The organism is Niveispirillum sp. KHB5.9, assembly GCF_048066115.1.
Taxonomy (GTDB): domain Bacteria; phylum Pseudomonadota; class Alphaproteobacteria; order Azospirillales; family Azospirillaceae; genus Niveispirillum.
The window spans coordinates 87,916-110,759 of the sequence record NZ_JBLTYX010000010.1 but is presented as its reverse complement, the minus strand read 5'-3'; the positions used below and the strand labels follow the sequence as shown (position 1 = coordinate 110,759).

Annotated in this window: 20 protein-coding genes; 3 read left to right on the top strand and 17 right to left on the bottom strand. The window is 66.0% G+C overall.

The window, feature by feature from the left end; genetic code table 11:
* Window positions 1–4: 4 nt before the first annotated feature.
* The 17 genes from ACM9HJ_RS17315 to pepN all read right to left on the bottom strand — a co-directional run bounded on the left by ACM9HJ_RS17315 (window position 5) and on the right by pepN (window position 20,841).
* On the bottom strand, window positions 5–1,525 hold the full coding sequence (locus ACM9HJ_RS17315; protein ID WP_416573009.1) for a DHA2 family efflux MFS transporter permease subunit: 1,521 nt from the start codon (window positions 1,523–1,525) through the stop codon (window positions 5–7).
* A gap of 97 nt (window positions 1,526–1,622) precedes the next feature.
* Complete coding sequence (locus tag ACM9HJ_RS17310) at window positions 1,623–2,693, bottom strand: HlyD family secretion protein (protein WP_416573008.1); 1,071 nt, start codon at window positions 2,691–2,693, stop codon at window positions 1,623–1,625.
* Window positions 2,686–3,132: a MarR family winged helix-turn-helix transcriptional regulator gene (locus tag ACM9HJ_RS17305; protein WP_416573007.1), complete on the bottom strand. Its 447-nt coding sequence runs from the start codon at window positions 3,130–3,132 to the stop codon at window positions 2,686–2,688. Before ACM9HJ_RS17305 ends, ACM9HJ_RS17310 begins: the two co-directional genes overlap by 8 nt.
* A gap of 168 nt (window positions 3,133–3,300) precedes the next feature.
* Window positions 3,301–3,720: a c-type cytochrome gene (locus tag ACM9HJ_RS17300; protein ID WP_416573006.1), complete on the bottom strand. Its 420-nt coding sequence runs from the start codon at window positions 3,718–3,720 to the stop codon at window positions 3,301–3,303.
* 75 nt (window positions 3,721–3,795) lie between these two features.
* Window positions 3,796–4,590: a hypothetical protein gene (locus ACM9HJ_RS17295; RefSeq protein ID WP_416573005.1), complete on the bottom strand. Its 795-nt coding sequence runs from the start codon at window positions 4,588–4,590 to the stop codon at window positions 3,796–3,798.
* Between the two features lie 91 nt (window positions 4,591–4,681).
* Window positions 4,682–6,331 (bottom strand): OFA family MFS transporter, encoded by a 1,650-nt coding sequence (locus ACM9HJ_RS17290; RefSeq protein WP_416573004.1) that lies wholly within the window; start codon window positions 6,329–6,331, stop codon window positions 4,682–4,684.
* Between the two features lie 174 nt (window positions 6,332–6,505).
* On the bottom strand, window positions 6,506–6,718 hold the full coding sequence (locus tag ACM9HJ_RS17285; RefSeq protein ID WP_416573003.1) for a formate dehydrogenase subunit delta: 213 nt from the start codon (window positions 6,716–6,718) through the stop codon (window positions 6,506–6,508).
* Window positions 6,708–7,529 (bottom strand): formate dehydrogenase accessory sulfurtransferase FdhD, encoded by an 822-nt coding sequence (gene fdhD, locus ACM9HJ_RS17280; RefSeq protein ID WP_416573002.1) that lies wholly within the window; start codon window positions 7,527–7,529, stop codon window positions 6,708–6,710. The genes ACM9HJ_RS17285 and fdhD overlap by 11 nt, the downstream gene beginning before the upstream one ends.
* Complete coding sequence (fdhF, locus tag ACM9HJ_RS17275) at window positions 7,526–10,396, bottom strand: formate dehydrogenase subunit alpha (RefSeq protein ID WP_416573001.1); 2,871 nt, start codon at window positions 10,394–10,396, stop codon at window positions 7,526–7,528. The genes fdhD and fdhF overlap by 4 nt, the downstream gene beginning before the upstream one ends.
* Before the next feature lie 216 nt (window positions 10,397–10,612).
* Entirely contained in the window at window positions 10,613–10,822 is a 210-nt protein-coding gene (locus ACM9HJ_RS17270; RefSeq protein ID WP_416573000.1) for a DUF433 domain-containing protein, read from the bottom strand.
* Window positions 10,823–10,896: 74 nt separating this feature from the next.
* Window positions 10,897–12,441 carry a formate dehydrogenase beta subunit gene (locus ACM9HJ_RS17265; protein WP_416572999.1) on the bottom strand — a complete coding sequence of 515 codons (1,545 nt, stop codon included), beginning with the start codon at window positions 12,439–12,441 and terminating at the stop codon, window positions 10,897–10,899.
* On the bottom strand, window positions 12,438–12,914 hold the full coding sequence (locus ACM9HJ_RS17260) for a formate dehydrogenase subunit gamma (protein ID WP_416572998.1): 477 nt from the start codon (window positions 12,912–12,914) through the stop codon (window positions 12,438–12,440). The genes ACM9HJ_RS17265 and ACM9HJ_RS17260 overlap by 4 nt, the downstream gene beginning before the upstream one ends.
* A 286-nt stretch (window positions 12,915–13,200) precedes the next feature.
* Window positions 13,201–14,094 carry a LysR family transcriptional regulator gene (locus ACM9HJ_RS17255; RefSeq protein WP_416572997.1) on the bottom strand — a complete coding sequence of 298 codons (894 nt, stop codon included), beginning with the start codon at window positions 14,092–14,094 and terminating at the stop codon, window positions 13,201–13,203.
* The gene (locus tag ACM9HJ_RS17250) at window positions 14,091–15,695 is read right to left on the bottom strand and encodes a hypothetical protein (RefSeq protein ID WP_416572996.1); all 1,605 of its coding nucleotides are present in this window, start codon (window positions 15,693–15,695) and stop codon (window positions 14,091–14,093) included. Before ACM9HJ_RS17250 ends, ACM9HJ_RS17255 begins: the two co-directional genes overlap by 4 nt.
* Window positions 15,685–16,464, bottom strand: a complete 780-nt coding sequence (locus ACM9HJ_RS17245; protein WP_416572995.1) for a M48 family metallopeptidase — start codon at window positions 16,462–16,464, stop codon at window positions 15,685–15,687. The genes ACM9HJ_RS17250 and ACM9HJ_RS17245 overlap by 11 nt, the downstream gene beginning before the upstream one ends.
* A 68-nt stretch (window positions 16,465–16,532) precedes the next feature.
* The gene (locus tag ACM9HJ_RS17240; protein ID WP_416572994.1) at window positions 16,533–17,858 is read right to left on the bottom strand and encodes a methyl-accepting chemotaxis protein; all 1,326 of its coding nucleotides are present in this window, start codon (window positions 17,856–17,858) and stop codon (window positions 16,533–16,535) included.
* Between the two features lie 331 nt (window positions 17,859–18,189).
* Window positions 18,190–20,841, bottom strand: a complete 2,652-nt coding sequence (gene pepN / locus ACM9HJ_RS17235) for an aminopeptidase N (RefSeq protein ID WP_416572993.1) — start codon at window positions 20,839–20,841, stop codon at window positions 18,190–18,192.
* A 161-nt stretch (window positions 20,842–21,002) separates the two neighbouring features.
* On the opposite strand from pepN, the gene ACM9HJ_RS17230 reads away from it, so the two are divergent.
* From ACM9HJ_RS17230 to ACM9HJ_RS17220, 3 genes are read left to right on the top strand one after another with little or no spacing between them, the layout of a single operon-like run.
* On the top strand, window positions 21,003–21,566 hold the full coding sequence (locus tag ACM9HJ_RS17230; RefSeq protein WP_416572992.1) for a hypothetical protein: 564 nt from the start codon (window positions 21,003–21,005) through the stop codon (window positions 21,564–21,566).
* The gene (locus tag ACM9HJ_RS17225) at window positions 21,566–22,114 is read left to right on the top strand and encodes a hypothetical protein (protein ID WP_416572991.1); all 549 of its coding nucleotides are present in this window, start codon (window positions 21,566–21,568) and stop codon (window positions 22,112–22,114) included. Before ACM9HJ_RS17230 ends, ACM9HJ_RS17225 begins: the two co-directional genes overlap by 1 nt.
* Window positions 22,111–22,839, top strand: a complete 729-nt coding sequence (locus tag ACM9HJ_RS17220) for an ATP-binding protein (RefSeq protein ID WP_416572990.1) — start codon at window positions 22,111–22,113, stop codon at window positions 22,837–22,839. The genes ACM9HJ_RS17225 and ACM9HJ_RS17220 overlap by 4 nt, the downstream gene beginning before the upstream one ends.
* The last annotated feature ends 5 nt before the right edge of the window (window positions 22,840–22,844 follow it).

Genomic DNA, 22,844 nt, shown 5'->3' with positions numbered 1-22,844 from the left:
GTGGTTATTCCATCGCGGCATGCGCATCGGGGGCCATCGCATTCTTCGGTTTGCGCAACAGCAGCAGCAGCGGGATGGCCGCCAGGGTGATCACCATCATCATCTGGAAATCATTGAGATAGGCGATCATCGCAGCCTGCCGGTTGACCATCAGGTCGGCGGCGGCCAGCAATTCCGGTGCCGCCTGCCCCGCCATGGCCAGCGGGCCGTCGATATTGGGGTTGAACGGGCTGACATGGGCCGCCAGTTCCGCATGGTTGACCTGGGTGAAATGGGCCAGGGCGGAGATGACGATGGAAACCCCTAGGCTATTGCCCATGTTGCGCACCAGGCTGAACAGGCCCGCCGCCTCCGCCCGGTCTTCCGGGGCCAGAGTCGCGAACGCCATCGCGGAGAGCGGCACGAAGACCATGCCGATGCCCAGCCCCTGGATCACGCCCGACACGATGATGGGGGTGCTGTCCATGATGATGGTGAAGCCCGTCATCATATGCAGCGACCAGCCGGTGACGCACAACCCCACCAGGATCAGCAGGCGCGGGTCGACCACCCGCATCAGCCGCCCCACCATCAGCATGGAGACCATGACGCCGATGCCGCGCGGCGCCATCACCATGCCGGTGGTGATGGTGGGATAGCCCATCAGCCGTTGCAGCATGGGCGGCAGCAGCGCCATGGCGGCCAGCACCACGATGCCGACGATGAAGATGAACACCAGCCCCAGCACCAGATTGCGGTCGCGCAGCAGGTGCGGCGGCACGAAGGGCCGCTGCGCCGTCAGCATATGCACGCCGAAGGCCCAGAAGGCGGAGATGGAGACACCCAGTTCCACCCAAATCTCCGGTGAGGCGAACCAATCCAGCTGTTCGCCCCGGTCCAGCATCAGCTGTAAAGCACCCACGCCGATGGACAGCAGCGCGAAACCGATGAAGTCGAACCCTCTGGGCCGCTTGGGTGCGGCCGGCAGCCAGGCCAGGATGCCCAGGAAGGCGATGATGCCGATGGGCACGTTGATATAGAACACCCAGCGCCAGTTCAGACTTTCCGTCAGCCAGCCGCCCAGCGTGGGGCCGATGACGGGACCGACCATGACACCCGCCCCCCACATGGCCATGGCCTGGCCGTGGCGTTCCTCGGGGTTGATGTTCAGCAGCACGGTTTGCGACAGGGGCACCAGGGCCGCGCCGAACACGCCCTGGGTCAGGCGCCAGGCCACCATCTCCTCCAGGCTGCCGGCCGTGCCGCACAGCATGGAAGCCAGGGTGAAACCCACAACCGAGATCAGGAACAACTGCTTCAGCCCGATCCTGTCGGTCAGCCAGCCGGTCATCGGCGTCATGATGGCGGAGGCCACGATGTAGGAGGTCAGCACCCAGGTGATGCTGTCCTGTGCCGCGCCTAAGCTGCCCTGCATGCTGGGCAGCGCGACATTGGCGATGGTGGTGTCCAGCACCTGCATGATCGTCGCCAGCATGATGGCGATGGTCAGGGGGCCGCGTTTCAGGGGGGCGGCAGCGTCGGTCATGATGCCATCCTTAACTCATATTCCCTCAAGCGCCGGGCGCGGCCGTCCGGCCGCTTGGCTCACGCCGCACGTGCGGCGGGCCGGCGGTTGCCGGCCTTCAGCGACCGGCTGCCTGGGCGGTGGCGAAGCCGGGCAGGCCGCGGGCATGGCCCGTATCGATCTCCACATTGGCCGACAGGCCGGCGCGCAGCGGCACCGCCCCACCGCCGGCGATTTCCAGGCGCACGGGCACGCGCTGCACCACCTTCACCCAGTTGCCGGTGGCGTTCTGCGCCGGCAGGATGGAGAATTCCGAACCGGTGCCGGCCCCGATGCTGGTGATTTTGGCTGTCAGGGTGCGGCCGGGATAGGCGTCCAGCACGATGGTGGCGGTCTGGCCCGGCTGCATATGGGTCAGGTCGGTTTCCTTGACGTTGGCCTCGATATAAGTGGCGCGGGTTTCCACCAGGCTCAGCATCGACAGGCCGGGCAGGGCCATCTGGCCCACACGCAACCGGTCGGTCTGGCTGGCGATGCCATCGGCGGGCGCATGCACGGCGGTGCGTGCCAGGTCCAGGGCCGCACGGTCACGGGCGGCCAGGGCCTGCATCACGGTCGGGTGGCTGTCGGTGGCGATGGCGGGATCGCCGCCCAGATCGGCCAGGGCCGCGGCCACGCCCTGCTTGGCCTTGGCGACCTCCTGTTCGGCGGCGCGCAGCTCGTTGCGCGCCTCGTCCAGCTTGGCCTGGGCGGCATAGCCGCTCTGGGCCAGCTTGGCCTGGCGGTCATGGTCGCGCTGGCGGAATTCCAGCTCCTGCTCGGCGCCAGCCAGTTCGGCCCGCTTCTGCGACAGGTCGGCACGCATGCGCTCCACATTCAGCCGGGCGGTGGCGATGGCGGCGTCGGCCTGGGCCAGCGCGATGCGGTAGGGCTGGGCATCCAGTTCGAACAGCAGGTCGCCGCGCTTGACCGCCATGCTCTCGCCCACATGCACGGACGTCACCAGCCCTTGCACCTCCGGCGCCACAGCGACCTTGTCCTGCTTCACATAGGCATTGTCGGTGGTGACGTACCGGCCGCCGGTTACCCAGATATAGGTGCCCGCGCCCGCCAGCACGACCGGCAGGGCCAGGCCCAGCGCCAGACGGCGCCAGGCGGGCAGGGGGCGGACATGGCCCGTGTCACTCATCATTCTCACCCTTGGAAAGATTGGTCCGCACCCGCATCAGCAGATGCATCAGCTGTTCGCGCTCCGCCGGGTCCAGCCCGGCCAGCGCCTCTTCGAATATCTCCTCGGCCAGCAGCCGCATGGGGCCCAGCGCGTCGCGCGCCTTGTCCGTCAGGAACAGCAGGCGGGCGCGGCGGTCATTGGGGTCGGCCTGGCGCTCGACCCAGCCGCCCTCCTCCATCCGGTCCAGCAGTCTTGTCAGCGTGATCGGCTCCACTTCCAGCGCGTCGGCCAGCTCCGCCTGCTTCATGCCCTCCTGCTTGGAGATCTTGAAGATGGCGTGCCATTGCGCGCGGGTGCTGCCCGTGAAGCGCAGGCGCTGGTCGAAGCGCTTGCGCATCAGGCGGGCCGAATCCGCCAGCATGGCGCCGAACTGGGGGGTGGGGTCGTTGCTGCTCATGCATACATAATATGAGCATGCTTACTATAAGCAAGGCATGGAGCGCCGGGGCAGCCATGCGGACAAAGCGGGGGGCGGGTTGCCGGCTTGCCGGGGACTGCCCTGAAAGACGAAAGGCCGCACCCCCCGCAAGGGGCACGGCCTTTCGGACCTGCAAGGCGATGGTGCTTACTTGGTCTTCAGGAAGGCGACGACGTCCTTGCGTTCCTGCTCGTTCGGCAGCTTGAAGGCCATCTTGGTGGCGCCCACCGCCTTGTCGGCGGCACCCTTCTCGGTCAGGTACTTCTTCAGGAAGCCCTGCGGGTCGGCCAGATAGTCCACAAGATGGGCTTCGTCCCAGACCAGCCCGGCCTCACCGGAATTATGGTTGATGTCTGAATACTTGTAGCCGTCGACCTTGCCGGCGGTACGGCCGACGACGCCGTTCAGGATGGGGCCGACTAGGTTCTTGGCATCCGGGCCGACACGGTGGCAGGCCATGCACTTCTTGAACACGGCCTCGCCCTTGGCGGCGTCCTGGGCCATGGCGGCGCCGGCGGACAGCGTGGCGATGCCCGTCAGGGCAATGGCGGCGAACAGGGACTTCATCTCAAGGTCTCCCACGGGGGTTGGGGCGCCGGCGTTGCGGCGTGGTGACCATCTCAACGGGGCGGAAGCCTTTGGTCAAGCTGCCAAATGGTCCCACCGGCCGGCTGCGGCCAGACGCCCCAGCGCGTCCATCACGCCGGTGCGGTGATAGGTCTCCGTGGCCAGCCCATCGGCCTTCAGCGCCTCGCGCCGGGCCTGTGCGCGCGCCCGGTCGGCATCGGTGACATCGCGTCCGCGTTCGATCAGCCAGGCGGTGTAGCCATCCTCCGTCTCCTTCACCGGCCGGCCCGAGGGCGGGGTCGTGCGCGCGGCCGATGCGGCCGGGGAGGGACGCAGTACCTGGTTGGGATTGAACTCCGTCCGCCGGTCGCGGCCGGTGATGGCGACATCGCCGCCGGCAACTCGGCCCATGGCACCATAGACGAAGCAGGAGGTGATGCGGTCCAATGCCGCCTCCACCTCCTTGGGGCGGTGTTCAACCGTCACGGGCGGACGGTTAGGCACGGCCAGCCGGGTGATGCCGCGGTCGTTGATGGCGTCCAGCACATCGCGCGGGTCCAGCGTCTCCAGAATCACCTCGCGCCGTCGGGGCCAGAAATCATAGGGCGCGTGGGCGCCATGGCCCTTGCCGATATGGAAGGCGTAGATCTCCGGATAGACATTCTCCCGCCGCGACGGCCTGGCCGCGTAATATTGGGTCTGGGCCACCTGCAACAGGTGCGTGGCGCCGATGCCGCCGAACGCCTCGTCGATCACCAGCCCGAACCGGTCATGCAGGTGCCAGTCGGGGAACAGGCCGGCGATGGCGGTGGGGGCGCCGTCGATGGCGATCTCGAACATCTCCGGCTTCAGCAGGGTGGCGACATGCATGCGGGGGAACCCTTCTCCATGACGAAGGACCGGCCGGGCGGGGGCCCAGCCGGTCCGGTTGCGATGGTTCCAGGTCTCCGGCCCGTGCCGGTTACTGGAACAGTTTCACCACGCTCTGCAGCGTCTGATAGACGCCGAAGGCGATGGGGATGCCCACGGCCAGCCAGGCCAGCAGCACCTTGGCGTCCAGCCCGCCGCTGCCGACATCGCTGCTGCCGGGGCCGGCGGCCTGCGCCACGACCGGTGCCGGCTCATCCTCCTTCATGAACCATTTGCGGTCCACGGGCGTGACCAGGGCGTTGGCGATGAAGCCCAGCACCAGGAATCCGGCCAGGATGTACATGGTGTAGTCATAAACCTGGGCGCGCGGCACGCCGGCGGCGATCTGCGCCTCGCGGATATAGTTCACCACCACGGGACCCAGGATGCCGGCGGTGGACCAGGCGGTCAGCAGGCGGCCATGGATGGCGCCCACGAACTTCGTCCCGAACATGTCGGCCAGGTAGGCCGGCACGGTGGCGAAGCCGCCGCCATACATGGACAGGATGATGCCGAAGGCCACCACGAACCCGATCTTGGACCCCATATGGGCCAGCGACGGGGCCGAGGCATAGAGCACGATGCCGAGCGCGAAGAAGGTGAAATAGGTCATCTTCCGGCCCATCTTGTCCGACAGCGAGGCCCAGAAGAACCGGCCCACGATGTTGAACAGCGACAGGAGGCCGGTGAAGCCGGCGGCCACGCCCGCGATGATCTTCTTCTGATCGGGGTTGAGGTCGGAGAAGCCCAGTTCCGGTTGCCCGAACAGGGCGCCGCCGAAAATCTCCTGCAGCATCGGGGAGGCCATGCCCAGCACGCCGATGCCGGCCGACACGTTCAGGCAGAGCACGGCCCAGATCAGCCAGAACTGCCTTGTCTTGTGCGCGTCCTTCACATGGACATTGCCATGCGCGATCATCGGCTTGGCGCTGGCGGCCGGCGGGGTCCAGCCCTTGGGCGCCCAGCCCAGCGGCGGGATGCGATAGCCGAAGGCGCCGGCCATCATGAAGACGAAATAGACGACGGCCAGGACGACGAAGGTTTCCCATACGCCGACAGACGTATCGGTCTTGAAATTGTTCATCAGGATGTTGGCGAGCGGGGAGCCGATCATGGCACCGCCGCCGAAGCCCATGATGGCCATGCCGGTGGCCATGCCGCGCCGGTCGGGGAACCATTTCACCAGGGTGGAGACGGGCGAGATATAGCCCAGCCCCAGGCCGATACCGCCGATCACGCCGGAGCCCAGCCACATCAGCCATAGTTGATGGGTATAGATGCCGACCGCCGAGATCAGCAGGCCGCCGCACCAGCAGCAGGCGGCCACGAAGCCGGCCTTGCGCGGGCCTTCACGTTCCAGCCAGCCGCCCCAGATGGCGGCGCTGGAGCCCAGCAGGACGAAGAACAGGGTATACATCCAGCCCAGGTCCGCCACCTTCCAGTCGCAGGACGTGGTGAACAGGGCATTCAGCAGCCCAGCCGTTTCCGCCGGGCAGGCCACGGGGGCGGTGATGCCGATCGACTGGCTGAGCGGCAGCCAGAACACGCTGAAGCCATAGGCCATGCCGATGCAGAGATGAATGGCCAGTGCTGCCGGCGGTACCAGCCAGCGGTTGAAGCCCGCATGCGCGATGATGCGCTCGCGGTCCAGAAGGCCGGGCTGTCCAAAACCCTGCGCCTGTGATTGATCTGCCGCTACCATGCCCTTGTTTCCTCCTGTTCGTTCGCCCCTGTAAGGCGGATTTGGATGGACGCGTTATGTGCCGGGGCTTCTGTGGATGGCCCCGGTCGGGTGCTTTGGGACAAGAAACTTCATTCGGAAACGCGGGTGGCGTTTCCGTTGGGATATCGACAGTGATGTGAGGCGAAAACCCTCCTATGGTTTGGGTCGCAGGCTTTCCAACGCCTGGACGACGATCGGCTTCAGGCCCTCGCCGCCCTTGTCCAGATGCTCGAAAATGCCGGCCCGCATGCGCGGGTCCCAGAAACTCTTGATATGGTCGGCCACGCCCTTGGACCCGTCCGGGCCCTGGCTGGCGAAGAAGGCGCCGATCTGGTTGGCCATCATGACCAGCTTGTCAGGCGACACGTGTCTGCTCCTCGGTTTCGATCAGGATACGGTGCGGATGGCTGAAAACTTCGAACCCGTCGGAACGGGCCACGGCCACCATGGTCATGCCCGCATCGTCGGCCAGCTTCACGGCCAGGGTGGAGGGGGCGGAGACGGCGGCCAGCAGGGCGCAGCCGGCCATCGCCGCCTTCTGCACCAGTTCCACCGACACGCGGCTGGTCATCAGGATGGCGCCGGTGCTGGCGTCGATGCCCTGGCGGGCGAGCGCGCCAATCAGCTTGTCCAGCGCGTTGTGGCGCCCCACATCCTCCCGCACCGTCAGAGTGCCGTCGGGGGCCAGGAAGGCGGCGGCGTGGACGGCGCGGGTCAGACGGCCCAGGGTCTGCTGTTGCGACATCGCATCAAACCCTTCGGCCAATGCAAGCGGTGTCAGTGAGGCGCCTTCACCCACCGGCCGGGCGGGCTTGTTGGCTTCCGACAGGCTTTCCACCCCGCACAGGCCGCAACCGGCGGGGCCGGTCAGGCGGCGGCGGCGGGCGGACAGCACATCACGCGACCGTTTGGTCAGCCACAGGCGGGCCACCCAGCCCAGTTCCGTCTCCACCAGTTCCAAATCTTCCACCTCGGAGGGCGTCTCGATCACGCCTTCTGTCAGGGAGAAACCGACCGCGAAATCCTCCAGATCGACCGGGCTGGCCATCATCACGGCATAGGTGGCGCCGTCATGCACGATGGCGACGGGCACCTCCTCCGCCGCGATGCGGGTTCCTTCCCGCATCGCGCCGTCGCGCCAGGCCAGCCGCTGGAGGGGTTTCGCGGGGTTGGTCACTCCGCCGCCTCCGCCGGGTCATGGCCTGCGATGCGGCGGGAGCGCTGGGCCTGCGCCTCGTACTCCTGCTGCCATTGGGTGGGGCCGTTGGACAGGCTGATCTGCACCGCCGTCACCTTGTATTCCGGGCAGTTGGTGGCCCAGTCGGAATAGTCGGTGGTGATGACGTTGGCCTGCGTGTCGGGGTGATGGAAGGTGGTGTAGACCACGCCGGGCGCCACCCGCTCGGTGATCTCCGCCCGCAGCGTGGTCTCCCCCGCCCGGCTTTGCAGCTTCACCCAGTCGCCATCCTTGACGCCGCGGTTTTCCGCATCATGGGGATGGATTTCCAGCCGGTCCTCGCCATGGAACACGGTGTTGGCCGTGCGGCGGGTCTGGGCGCCGACATTGTACTGCGACAGGATGCGGCCCGTGGTCAGTAGCAGCGGGAAGCGGGCACCGGTGCGCTCCTCCGTCGGGATGTACTCCGTGATCACGAACTTGCCCTTGCCGCGCACGAAGCCGCCGATATGCATGACGGGCGTGCCCAGGGGTGCCTTGTCGTTGCAGGGCCACTGGATCGACCCCATTTCCTCCAGCCGCTGATAGGAGACACCCTTGAAGCTGGGGGTGACCTTGGCGATTTCGTCCATGATCTGGCTGGGATGGGCGTAATCCATGGTGAAGCCCATGGCCTTGGCCAGCAGCAGGGTCACTTCCCAGTCGGCATAGCCGTTCTTGGGCGCCATCACCCGGCGCACCCGCTGGATGCGGCGTTCGGCGTTGGTGAAGGTGCCGTCCTTTTCCAGGAAGGTACACCCGGGCAGGAAGACATGGGCGTAATTGGCCGTCTCGTTCAGGAACAGGTCCTGGACGATGACGCATTCCATGGCGGCCAGGCCGGCGGCGACATGGTGGGTGTTGGGATCGGACTGAAGGATATCCTCACCCTGCACATAGAGGCCCTTGAAGGTCCCGTCGACGGCGGCGTCCAGCATGTTGGGGATGCGCAGGCCGGGTTCGGCCGACAGCGGCACGCCCCACAATTCCTCGAACATGATGCGCACGGCATCGTCGGCGACATGGCGGTAACCGGAGAATTCATGCGGGAAGGAACCCATGTCGCAGGCGCCCTGGACATTGTTCTGTCCGCGCAGCGGGTTCACGCCCACGCCCGGCCGGCCGATATTGCCCGTGGCCATGGCCAGATTGGCGATGGCCATCACCGTGGTGCTGCCCTGGGAATGCTCGGTCACGCCCAGGCCGTAATAAATGGCGCCATTGCCGCCGGTGGCGAAGATGCGGGCGGCCTGGCGGATGGCGTCGGGCTCCACGCCCGCCATCGGCCCGACCACCTCCGGGCTGTTGCGCGGTTCGGCGACGAAGGCGGCCCATTCCTGGAAATCCGTCCAGTCGCAGCGTTCGCGCACGAATTCCTCATCCACCAGCCCTTCGCTGACGATGACATGGGCCAGCGCGGTGACGATGGCGACATTGGTGCCCGGCCGCAGGGGGAGATGCACGGCCGCCTTGATATGGGGCGACTTCACCATGTCGATGCGGCGCGGATCGATGACGATCAGCTTGGCCCCCTGGCGCAGCCGCTTCTTCAGGCGGGACGCGAAGACCGGATGCCCGTCCGTCGGGTTGGCGCCGATAACGATCACCACATCGGTATGTTCGACAGAGTCGAAATCCTGGGTGCCCGCCGAGGTGCCGAAGGTGGTCTTCAACCCGTAACCGGTGGGGGAATGGCAGACGCGGGCGCAGGTATCGACATTGTTGGTGCCGAAGCCGGCGCGGATCAGCTTCTGCACCAGAAAGGTTTCTTCATTGGTGCAGCGGGAAGAGGTGATGCCGCCGATGCTGTCCTTGCCATATTTGGCCTGGATGTTCTTCAGCCGGTTGGCGGTGAACCCGATCGCCTCCTCCCAGCCGACCTCGCGCCAGGGCTGGTCGATGCTGTCGCGGATCATCGGCGACAGGATGCGTTCCTTGTGTGTGGCATAGCCCCAGGCGAAGCGGCCCTTCACGCAGGAATGGCCCCGGTTGGCCTTGCCATCCTTGTAGGGGACCATGCGCACCAGCTCGTCCCCCCGCATTTCCGCCTTGAAGGCGCAGCCCACGCCGCAATAGGCGCAGGTGGTGACGACGGAATGTTCCGGCTGCCCGATCTCGATGACCGACTTTTCCTGAAGTGTCGCGGTGGGGCAGGCCTGGACACAGGCGCCGCAGGACACGCAGTCGCTGTCCATGAAGGCGTTATGCTGGCCCGGCGACACCCGGCTGTCGAAACCGCGTCCCTCGATGGTCAGCGCGAAGGTTCCCTGCACCTCCTCGCACGCCCGCACGCAGCGGGAGCAGACGATGCATTTGGCGGGGTCGTAGGTGAAATAGGGGTTGCTCTCATCCTTGGGCAGTTTCAGTTTCGACGTGGGCGCGAAATGGTTGGCGCCATCCATGCCATAGCGCACCTCGCGCAGGCCCACGGCACCGGCCATGTCCTGCAATTCGCAATCGCCATTGGCCGCACAGGTCAGGCAGTCCAGCGGATGGTCGGAGATGTAAAGCTCCATCACCCCCTTGCGCAGCTGCTTCAGGCGCGGGGTCTGGGTCTTCACGTTCAGGCCCGGCGCCACGGGCGTGGTGCAGGAAGACGGCGTACCGTTCCGCCCCTCGATCTCCACCAGGCAGAGGCGGCAGGAACCATAGGCATCGACCATGTCGGTGGCGCAGAGCTTGGGGATCTGCGTCCCCATCTCCATGGCCGCCCGCATGATGGAGGTGCCTTCCGGCACGGTGACGCTCTGCCCGTCGATGGTCAGGGTCACCAGCTTTTCCGACCGCGACGCGGGGGTGCCATAGTCAGTTTCGTGCACGAGAGTCATTTGGCCCGCTCCTGATTCAGGGGGGAGGCCGGGCGCTCGCAATCGGGGCCCGACGTGATTGTGGAATTGCTTTTCTCGTCATCCCGGCGAAAGCCGGGACCCAGGGGCCATAAGGGCAAACCTATCCGCTCCCTCGACCGGCGCTGCCGAGAGGTTGGGCGCTTGGCCCCTGGGTCCCGGCTTTCGCCGGGATGACGGTGGATTTTGGCTTTCGCGTTACTGCAAGCAGATAGGCCAAGCCGCGTAGCGCAGGGCTTGCAGGATGTCCTCGCGTTCCAGATACGGATAATCGCCCAGAAGCTCGTAGATTCCGCGTCCGGCGCCAACCTGGGCGACCAGCATGCCCACCGTGACGCGCAGGCCGCGGACGCAGGGCTTGTCGCCCATGACGGACGGATCCTGGGTGATGCGATCAAGCTGGGGCATGGCTTTCCCTTCCGCACGGCGGCGACAGGATCAAGATAGGCCGAAAGTGCGGTTCCGCCAAGCATCCCCGCCCCCTATTCCGCCGCCACGGGCATGGACCCGCGCCGGAAATCCTCGGGGAAATGCTGGATGGCGCTCAACACCGGATAGGGGGTGAAGCCACCCAGGGCGCAGAGGGAGCCGAACTTCATCGTCTGGCAGAGATCCTCCACCAGGGCGATATTGGTCTCCACCTCGACACCGGCCCGGATACGGTCGATCACTTCGGTCCCGCGCGTGGAGCCGATGCGGCAGGGGGTGCATTTGCCGCAAGATTCGATGGCGCAGAATTCCATGGCGAAACGGGCCTGGGCCGCCATGTCCACACTGTCGTCGAACACCACGATGCCGCCATGGCCGATCAGGCCGCCGCGCGCCGTGAACGCCTCGTAATCATAGGCCGTGTCGAACAGGGAGGGGGGGAAATAGGCCCCCAGCGGTCCGCCGCACTGCGCGGCACGGACGGGACGGCCTGTCAGGGTGCCGCCGCCGACCTCGTTGACGATCTCACCCAGGGTGATGCCGAACGCATCCTCGAACAGGCCGCCGAACTTCACATTGCCGGCGATCTGGATGGGCATGGTACCGCGCGACCGTCCCATGCCGTAATTCGCATAGGCTTGCGCGCCATTGGCCAGGATGGTGGGGACGGTGGCCAGCGACAGCAGATTGTTCACCACCGTCGGCCGGCCGAACAGGCCCTTGATGGCGGGCAAAGGCGGCTTGGCCCGGACGACGCCGCGCTTGCCCTCCAGGCTTTCCAGCAGGGCCGTCTCCTCCCCGCAGACATAGGCGCCGGCACCGACGCGCAATTCGATGTCGAAGCCGAAATCGGTGCCCAGGACCGACGGGCCCAGCAGCCCGGCCTTGCGCGCCACATAAAGCGCGCGGTTGAAGACATGGTTGGCGTGGGGATATTCGCTGCGGGAATAAACGTAGCCCTTGTTTGCCCCCACGCCATAGCCGGCGATCACCATGCCCTCGATCAGGGCCAGCGGATCGCCTTCCAGCATCATGCGGTCGGCAAAGGTGCCGCTGTCGCCCTCATCGGCGTTGCAGACGATGTAGCGGCGATCGGCAGCGGCGGCGGCAACCGTGCGCCATTTTACGCCGGTGGGGAAGCCGGCACCGCCACGGCCGCGCAGGCCGGACTTCACCACCTCTTCGATGGTGTTGGCGGGACCCAGGTTCAGCGCGCGGGTGATGCCCTTGAAGCCGTCATGGGTTTTGTAATCGGTGATCGACAGCGGATCGATGATGCCGCAACGAGCGAAGGTCAGGCGGTTCTGGCGGGCCAGCCAGGGGATGTCTTCCGTGGGGCCAAGGCAGAGCGGGTGTTTGGCCCCGGTCAGGAAGCCGGCCGCGAACAGGCCAGGCACGTCGGAGGGCGCCACGGGACCATAGGCGATGCGGCCGGCGGGGGTTTCCACCTCCACCATCGGTTCCAGCCAGAACAGGCCGCGCGAACCGGTGCGGATGATGGTGACCTGATCGCCACCCTGGGCGGCGATGGATTTGGCGACCTTTTCGGCACCCACGGCCAGGGCGGCCACATCCTGGGGAATGAAGATACGGGTCATGACCAGCGCACCTCCTCAACCGCGGCGGCCAGCTTGGCGCCATCCAGCCGTCCCACCGGCTCGCCATCCACCAGGGCGGCGGGCGCGCAGGCGCACAGGCCCAGGCAATAGACGGCCTCTACGGTGACGTTGCCGTCCTTGGTGGTCTCGCCCCAGGCGATGCCCAGCCGTTCCAGCAGGCTGGTGGCGACCTTCTCCCCGCCCACCGATTGGCAGGCCTCCGCCCGGCAGAGTTTGATGACGTGGCGGCCCGCCGGCTGTTGCCGGAAATCGTGATAGAAGGTGACGACGCCATGGATTTCCGCGCGCGACAGGTTCAGCGCATCGGCGATCATCGGCACAACAGGGTCGGGAATAAAGCCGAACGCCTCCTGCAGAGCATGCAGGATCGGGAGGGTCGGTCCCTCCAGATGCAGATGCCGATGAATGATATCGGCTGCGTGGCGCTCGTCCCAAGGCATGAGGGGGGTCATGGGAACTCCAGCGGGCAATCACCTTTGCAGGTTTTGCCGAAAAGCCCCCCATATCAATGGGATTGTTTTGTTGAGCGATTGCACATCCTGATCGAACGGTTGGGATGAGAGAGGTTCACCCACTCCCTATCCAAGCCATTGGCGTGGCATGACTTTCGTGGTGTGCCGCAGGAAACAAGGGGTTTCAGCCACCCGCCCGCCGCATGCGGCGATGCCGTTAACCATGCGCTATCGGTGGTTGCGAATCATTCTCATGGTGCTTATCTCGACTTTTGTCGGGGATATTTTATGGATTTTGAATCAGCGACACCCGCTTGGCGGCCGCGATCATGGCAGTGGCCATGGGGGAATGGGGCTCGCGGTCCATCATCACCATGCCGATCGTATGCTCGATCACCGGATCGACCAGGGGGATGGCCTTCAATTCCACGGGCAGGCCCAGGGCTTCCATTAGCACGGTGGGCATGATGCTGGTCCAGCGGCCGGTGCGGACATGGGCGGCCAGCGCCGTCATGGAATTGCTTTCCACCGCCACCTCCGCCTTCACGCCCACGCGGTGCAGGGCGCGGTCGATGATGCGGCGGTTCTGCATGTCGGGCGACAGAAGGCAGAGCGGCACGCCCTGCAATTCCGCCCAGCGCACTTCCGTTCGTCCGGAGAAGGCGCTGTCCGGCCCGGTGATCAGGTGATAGCGCTCGCGATAGAGCGGGATCTGGATGAAATTGCCGACCGGTTCATTGTCCAGATAGGTCAGGCCGGCATCGATGGCCAGGTTTTCCACCTGCTCCATGATCTTCTGGGAGTTGGATGCCAGGATCAGGAAATCCACGCCCGGATGCCGGTCCAGCACGGAAATGGTCAGCTTGGGCACCATGGCCAGGGCGGTGGGCACGGCGGCCAGGCGGAAATGGCCGCACACCGTCTTGCGCAGCGCGTCGATATCCTGACGCATGGCACGCCAGTCGCCGACCAGCCGGCGCGACCATTCCAGCAGCCGTTCCCCCTCCGCCGTGAAGCCCTGGAAACGCGACCCGCGCACGACCAGCGGCACGCCCAGCATCTCCTCCAGATGCTTGACCCCCGCCGACAAGGTGGGCTGGGACACGCCCGCCTCTTCCGCGGCACGGCCGAAATGGCGGGCGCGGGCCAGGGCCAGGAACAGTTCGAGCTTGTCGATCATGGCGTGGCCTCCCCAGGTTTTTTCGCCATGTCGTCATGGATCGGCGGTGCTGGCAAGGGTTGTGGACCAAAACGGGCCAGCAGTTGCGGATAGATGTCCCACATTGGCAGGGGTTTGCCATTTCCGTCCGGCACCATGCCATCGGCCAGGGACAGACCGTCCAGCCGGTCGAGCAATGCCGCATCGCGTGACAGGATGTGCAGCGGCACCAGATGGTCGCGACCCTCAGAAATCCAGTCCAAAGCCGGGTGGTCGCCCAGGATGAGGATCAGCGCATCCGTCGGGGCCCGCCGCACAAGCCAGTCACCCAGGGCGCGCAGGCTGTAGTCCAGCGACCGCCCATAGGCGCCGGCCATGTCGCGATAATCCGGGCGCAGGTCGGTGTCGGTATAGGAAGCGCCATCGGCTGGCCAGGGCGGAAGCGGTGTCCAGGGGGCGTGGCTGCTGGTCAGCACGATTTCCAGGAACAGGGGGCGTGTGTCGCCGGCCAGCCTTTCCGGCGTCAGGCTGGCGAGCAAGGCTTGGTCTGGCATCGGCGACCAGCCGAAGGTGGGGCCGTCATAGGCGAAGGCGCTACGGTCCAGCACCTGTTCGAACCCCCAGGCGGGGCCTTCCAGCCATTGCATGGACAGGCCGGGCATGGCGGCGATGGTGCGCCATCCGGCGCGGTCGAGGCTGCGCACCAGCCCGCCGCGACCGGCGGCCAGGACCAGTTGCTGGGCCAGGGGTTGATCCTGGCGGATGCCGGCGCGCAGCGTGCCATGGGCCAGCCAGCTGCGCCCGCCGATCACCGGGCTTTCCACCAGGCCCGACCGGCGGCGGAACCCCGCCCCGGCCAGTTCCGTGTCCAGCGCCGCCAGCCGGCTACGGACGATCCCGGCCTGGCGCGGATCGGTCAGGGCGGAGAAGCCGTAGGATTCCACCCAGGCCAGGATGACGGGCCGGCCACGCAGGGCGGCGAACAGGCTGTCCTGCGCGATGCCGGCCGTCGGGTCGTGGGCGAGGACGGTCCGCATCGCCGCCTGCATCCGCTCCGCCTCCTGCCAGCGGTCGGCCTGTTCGGCGATGGCGCCGACAGGTCCGCGGTCCAGGGGCTGCACCAGCGGCAGGCCGGTGAGCGCCGCCAGTGCGCAGCCCAGGCCCAGGGCAAAAAGGGCGGGGCGGCCATGCTTTAGCTCCAAAGGAACCAGTGCCAGCCCGGCCAGCCAACGGCAGAGCAGCAGCAACCCACCCAGCCCGACGATCAGACCGATGCCTAAGGCCAGTCCGCTGGCACCCTTGGCCACCACATCCCAGAGGGCGGGGACCAGGGCTGGGTCGAAGGCGGGTTCGAACCGCCGGCCGGCGGTCATCAGGGCCACCAGATCGGCCAGCCGCAGCAAAAGGATCAACCAGCAGGCGGTCCCCAGCACCCAGGCGACGGCCGGTTGCGGCCGAACCCGCACCAGGGCCAGCACCGCCAGCAGCAAGGGCAGTTCCAGCACCAGCCCGCGATGGTCGGGCGCCAGCATATGGCCGGGAATGGGTGGCAGGCCCAGCAGCAGGGACAGCACCACCAGGGCCGCGAGCGCCGCCAGCCAGGCCCGCGCGTCAGCCGCCATAACGGTGCAGCCGGGCGCCATTGGCGCGCAGCCAGTCGCGATGGTCGTCCACCCCGTCGGTCAGGCTGGCGCACACGGCCCAGAAGCGGGCGGAATGGTTCATCTCCCGCAGATGGGCCACCTCATGCGCGACCACATAGTCGAAGACCGGTTCCGGGGCCATGACCAGCCGCCAGCAATAGGACAGGCGCCCGTCGGGTGAGCAACTGCCCCAGCGGGATCTGGTGTCGCGCACGGTGATGCCGGCGACGCGGACGCCCAGCCGCGCCGCCTTTTCCTGCGACCGCGCGGACAGCAGGCGGCGGGCCTCGGCCTTCAGGTAATCGGCCACGCGGCGGGGCACGAATTCCGCCTCCCCGCCCACGCGCAGCTCATGCGTGCCGTCTGGCAGGGCCAGGCGCTGCGGCGTGCGCCGTCCATCGGGTGCGTGGCGGATGACATGGTCGATGCCAAGGATGGGAACGATTGCGCCGGGGACGAAGGGCACCTTGTCCGGCACCGCCGACAGGCGCTGGCGCAGCCAGTCCATGTGCCTTCCCACGAACAGGTGCAAATCGGCATCGGCAATGCGCGGCGGGGTGGAGACGCGCACGATGTTGCGCGCCGCGTCCACCCGCATGGACAGCCGCCTTGCCCGCGCCGATACCCGCACCTCCACGGGCACCGGCACGCCGGCCACCGCCATCAGGCGCGGCGGCGGCAGGGCCGGGCGCACCCGCTTCTTGGGCTTGGGCGCCACAGGGGCCAGGATCTTGCGCAGGAAATTCAAGGCGGAAACGGGGGCTCCGGGGGATGAGGCTGCCGCATCCTATCCGGTGCCACCGCCCCCCGCCAGCATCAACGCACCAGCACCTCCGCCGCCTGCCTTGTCTTCTCCACGGCATGCGCCACCTCGTCCACGGCACCGGAGATGCCGGTGATGTTGGAGGACACGGTGGTGACGGCCTGGGACATGCGCTGCATGTTGGACGACATGCCGCGCGTCACGGCACTCTGTTCCTCCACGGCCGCGGAAGTGGCGGTGACCAGTTCGTGCACCGAATGCACCGCATCGCGGATGGCATCCAAGGCCGTCGCCACCTCGCGCGACGAACTCTGGATGCCGTCGATCTCCGTGGAAATCTGCTCGGTCGCGCGGGCGGCCTGGTTGGCCAGGTTCTTCACCTCCGACGCCACCACGGCAAAGCCGCGCCCGGCATCGCCGGCCCGCGCCGCCTCGATCGTGGCGTTCAGGGCCAGCAGGTTGATCTGCCCGGCGATGTTCTGAATGATGGCAACGATTCCATTCATGGCCTGGGCCGTGCTGGTCAGGCGGCCGGTACAGGATTCCGCCGCTTCCGCCCTGGCAAAGACGCTGTCGGCGGCGGCACGCGACTTGGCCATGGACTGCGCGATCTCATCCACCGATGCCGCCAGTTCCCCCGCGCCCGAGGCCACGGCGCGCACATTCTCCGCCGCATCGCTCGCGGCACTGTTGGCTTGGGAGGCTTGCGACTTGGACCGCCCGATTTCCGAATTAATCTCCCCGAAATTCTGGTCGATCAGGGATTTGAGGTTGCCCAGCAATTCCACCTGCGCCGTGATGTCGTTGGCGAACTTGACGATCTTGGTGACCTTGCCCTTGTCGTCGAAGATCGGGTTGTACGCGCCTTCGATCCACACGACCTTGCCGTTCTTGCCGATGCGTTTGAACTGCGCGGCCTGGTATTCGCCGCGGCGCAGCTTTTCCCAGAATTCGGCGTAGTCGCGCCCGGCGCGGTATTCGGCCTCCACGAACATGCTGTGAGGCTTGCCTCTCACCTCTTCGCGCGTATAGCCCATGGATTTCAGGAAATTGTCGTTGGCATCGATCAGGTGGCCGTCCACATCCAGTTCCACCACGGCCTGTGAGCGGTGGATGGCCTTCAACTGCGCGGCGTAATCGACATTCAGCAACCGCTCGGCGGCATCCGCCCATTCCACGACATAGCCCACACGCCTGTCGCCATCCGACAGCGGCGTCACCAGCAGGTCGAACACCCGCTTGCCGACATGGATGGTGGCATGGTGCGGCTTGGTCAGCGCCGTCAGCATCCGGCGTTGGTGTTCCGGCTTCTTGTGGAAAATGTCAATGTTGCTGCCGATCAGACGATCGACGCTGAAGTTCGGGAGTTCCTTCTTCAAGTCATCTTCTGCTTCGCGCATCAGCTGGATAACCGAAGAGTTCATGTAGGTGATATTGAATTTCTCATCGGCAATCATGACATTGGTTCGCAACGCATCCAATGCATTTGCCATGTTTATTGTTTTTTGATCCACCCTGCCGAGACCGAACATTTTGTTCCCCCTTCGTTAGTTGAGAGAACTAACTCTGCCTACTAATCCGGCCGACACCAAATGCGAATATGATTATATGACCTTCCGTATATTATGCGTTTCCGACGGGTCTGCGGGTGAAGAAAGACAATGGCGACAGCCTTTACGGGTGCCGCCATGAAATGGAATGGGTGGCGCTTCAACCCTCCAGGCTGCGGGCGATGATCTCGTACACGTCCCGCGACAGGTCTGGCGTGTGGGCCACGCGTTCCAGGGCGACCTTGGCCGCGGCCTGGCGTTCGCCATCATATTTGCGCCAGCGGGCAAACGACTTGGCCATGCGGCTGGCCACCTGCGGGTTCAGCCGATTCAGCTCGATCACCCGGTCGGCCAGGAACTCATAGCCGGAGCCGTCGGCGGCGTGGAACGCCGTGGCATTGCCGGTGAAGCCGCCGACCAGGGCATAGACCTTGTTGGGATTGCGGATGTTGAAGCCGGGATGGGACAGCAGCGCCTGGACATTGACCAGCGTGTCGGCGCGCGAAGAGGCGGCCTGGATCATGAACCACTTGTCCATGACCAGCGCCTCGTCCTTCCATTTCTCGGCAAAGGCGGCGAGCGATGTGGGGCGTTCCGGCATGTCGCTGTCGGCGATCAGGGCAAGGGCCGTGATCACGTCGGTCATGCCCGTGGCGGTGCGGTACTGGTTGAGCGCCAGTTCCTTGCCTTCCGCGTCGTTCGCGGCCAGCAGATAGGCCAGGGAGGCGTTTTTCAGGGCACGGCGGCCGATGGCTTCCGGGCTGACGCTGAATTCACCCTGTTCCTCATTGGCGCGGTATGTCGACAGCAATGCCGCGCGGTGGGTGCGGCCGATGATGGCGCGGACCAGATCGCGGGCGGCATGGATGCCGTCCACATCGATCTCCTCCATCAACTGGCCCAGGTAATTCTCCGACGGCAGGGCCAGGGCCAGGGCGGTGAAGGACGGGTCCTCCGCACCCCGCGCGATGGTGGCGCCGATGGCATCGACGAAGCCCTTGGGCACGACCATGTCACGCCCGGCCGCCCGATCCTCCACAAGACCCAGCAGCAGGCTCGACGCCAGCGTCTGCCCGGCCTCCCAGCGATTGAACGGATCGCTGTCATTGGCCATCAGGAAGGTCAGGTCGGCATCGGTGTAATCGAAGGCCAGCTTGACAGGGGCGGAGAAGCCGCGGAACAGCGACGGTACCGGGGCGGCCGGTACGTCGGTGAAAGTGAAGCTCTGTTCCGCCGTGGTCAGGGCCAGGACGCGGGTGCCGGAAACGGCCTGGCTTTCCCCCTCCAGCCGCGAGGCCAGGTCGGCGCCGTCCGGCCCCACCAGGCCCATTGCCACCGGCACCAGCATGGGCAGTTTCACCGGCTGGCCCGGTGTGGGGGCCAGGGTCTGGCGCAGGGTCAGGCGATAGGTGCGGCTGGCCGCGTCATAGGTACCCTCGCCGCTGACGGTGGGGGTGCCAGCCTGGGCGTACCAACGCTGGAACTGGTTCCAATCCAAGGATACGTCCGGATTGGCATCGCGCATGGCGGCCAGAAAATCGTCCGTGGTCACCGCCTGCCCGTCATGGCGGGCAAAATAGAGATCGATGCCCCGCCGGTACCCCGCCGCACCCAGCAGCGTATGGTACATGCGCAGGACCTCCGCCCCCTTCTCATAGACGGTGGGCGTGTAGAAATTGTTGATCTCGATATAGGTTTCCGGGCGCACCGGGTGGGCGGTCGGCCCCGCATCCTCCGCGAACTGCACTTGGCGCAGGCGGGTGACGTCCTGGATGCGCTTCACAGGCGCCGAGTTCATATCGGCGCTGAACTGCTGATCGCGGAAGACGGTCAGGCCTTCCTTCAGAGACAGCTGGAACCAGTCGCGGCAGGTGACGCGGTTGCCGGTCCAGTTATGGAAATATTCATGCGCCACCACCGCCTCGATCCCCAGGAAATCGGTATCGGTGGCCGTGTCCGGGCGGGCCAGGATGTACTTGGTGTTGAACACGTTCAGCGACTTGTTCTCCATGGCCCCCATGTTGAAGTCGCCGACGGCCACGATGTTGAAAATGTCGAGGTCATATTCCAGGCCATAGACATCCTCGTCCCACTTCATGGATTTGATCAGGCTTTCCATGGCGTGGCCGCACTTGTCCTCGTTCCCCGGCTCCACATAGATGCGCAAGGTCACGTCGCGGCCGGACGTGGTGCGGAAACTGTCCTCGATATGCACCAGCTTGCCGGCGACCAGCGCGAACAGGTAGCAGGGCTTGGGCCAGGGATCCTCCCACAGCGCCCAGTGGCGGCCATCCGCCGCCTCGCCCTGGTCCACCAGATTGCCGTTGGACAGCAGCACGGGATAGAGCGCGCGGTCGCCCTCCACCCGCACCTTGTACCTGGCCATCACGTCGGGACGGTCCTGGAAATAGGTGATCTTGCGGAAGCCTTCCGCCTCGCACTGGGTGCAGTAATTGCCCGACGACTTGTAGAGCCCTTCCAGCGCCGTGTTCTTTTCCGGGTGGATGCGGGTGACGATCTCGATCTCCGCCTGATCACCGGTCAGGCCGGTGAGGGTCAGGTGGTCGGGCGTCAGGGCGTAATCATCGGGACCCAGGGGGCGGTTGCCGACGGTGACAGACAGCAATTCCAGCTCCTGCCCGTCCAGGACCAGGGGGCCGGGGCCGGCATCAAGGTTGCGGCGCAAACCCAGGCGGGAAGTGACGATGGTGCCGCCGTCGCGCAGATCGAACGACAGATCGACGGTTTCGATCCACCAGGCGGGGGCGGCGTAATCCCTCAGCAGGATGGCCCTCGGCGAACCCTTGTCCATGACCTTGTTTCCCTGATTGCTGCGTATGGGGCGGCACTTCGGCACGCGGTTGCGGGCAGGATAGGCCATCGTCCGGTAGCGCAGGTGAAAAATTTCACTGTTCCGCGGCACCCGTCCCCTTATCATCGGTACCGATGTCATGGGGCCGGTCCGGAGGGTGGATGTATCTGGAATTGACCACGTCGGATGTGGTGATCCTGTCGGGGGCCGCCGCCTGCCTTGTGGCCATCGTGCTGCTGGAGATGCTGCGGGTGGTGATCCCGGACGTCTATGAATGGGTGGCCGACCATGACAAGGTCCGGCGCGAGACCAGGGAGGCGCAGGCGGCCCTGGAAAAGCTGATGGCCCATAATCGCGAGCATGCCGCCCACCGCGACCGGCGCAACGCCGAACGGTTCCGAATGAAGTCGCAGCTGTCGCGTCTGGAAATGACTTTGGGGGCCGTGGAGCGTGACCGGGTGGAGGTCTGGCACGAGCTGGGCCGCCAGGGTGTGGCCGACAGCCTTTATACCGGCCGCGTCGCCAACCGGATGCTGGCCGATCAGGCGCAGCGCGACTTCGACAGCGCCCCCACCATCTGGCGCTATACCAACAATGTCCGCGTCTGGGCCCCGGGGGAGCGCAATGCCCGCCAGATGCTGGCCACGGAATTTCCTGCCGATTCGGGCTTCGCGCTGCAGGAACTGACCTTCGTCGGCACCGGCCGTGCCGCGGGGAATGTCTGATGGCCACCTGGATGAACCTGGTCAGCCTGCTGGCGCTGGCCGTGGCGGGGGCCGGCATGGTGATGGCGGCCCGCCGCATCATGCGTGTCATCAAACAGGTGGAACGTAAGCTCGCGCGGGCCGTGGATGAGAAGAATATGGTGGCAGCGGCGTTACGCCATGCCAAGAAGGAGGAGGCCGCCATCCGCCAGGCGCTGGAGGAGGCGGACCGCCATATCGTGCAGATGACCGGCGTCATCACCCTGTCGGAAACCCGGATCGAGAGGCTTCGCGCTTCCCCGCGCCGGATGGTTTCCATGTTGGATCGGCATTGGAACCGATTCGACCGTCTGTGGTGCGTGAAGGTCGGCAATCCGTCGCTGGGCGGCTGGACTGATGGAAAGACACTGTACGGTTTCTCACGATCGGGTGATGATCTAGCCCGACGGGTAGCGGCGGAATATCCGCCGGGTGATGGTTTTGTCATCGGCACGCCCCTGGTTGTCGATCTGTCGGATGACGGGGGTGGGTCTGTCGCGGTAGACCAGTCAAGGGGCGCTTCGGGATGAAGGGCGGGGGCAAGATGGAATTCCAGGTGGCCGGTGAGACGCTGGACAGGGCCGAGCAGGCCCGAATGGCCGCGGAACTGGGCCTGCCGGTGGCCGATGGTGGTCCGCATGCGGAGGCGGCCATCGTGCGTCTGGTGGCCGAAGGGGCGGCGGTGGATCTGATGGCGGCCCTGCGGTCGGGCTGTGCCGCGGTCATCGAGCAGGGCCCGGCCGGCACCCTGCCGACGGAAAAATTGAAGACGGCGCTGGCCGACGGGCATCTGCTGGTGTCGCTGACCACGCGGCTGGCCTGGACACTGGATACGGCGGCGCAGTTCTGTGAAGGGCTGCTGGCGCGGGGGCTGCTGCCGGTGACGGTGCGCCACGATGCCGAACTGTCACTGCATGAGGCCATCATCAATGCCGTCCTGCATGGCAACCTGGCCATGGGCGGGTCGCTGGTCGATGATCCCAGCCAGTTCGACGCCTTCTGCCAGCGGCTGACCGCCACCCTGGCCGATCCGGACCGGGCCAACCGCCGCATCGACCTATCAGCCTGGCTGGAAAACGGGCATCTGCATATCCGCATCGCCGACCAGGGCGGGGGCTACGACCCCGACAGCATCCGCCCACCGGTGAATGTGGAAGCCAAGTCGGGTCGCGGGCTGGAGATCATGCGCGTCATGTCGGCGGGCCTGACCGTCAGCGATGGCGGGCGCACCGCCACGCTGGCCTTCGCGGTTTGAGGTAT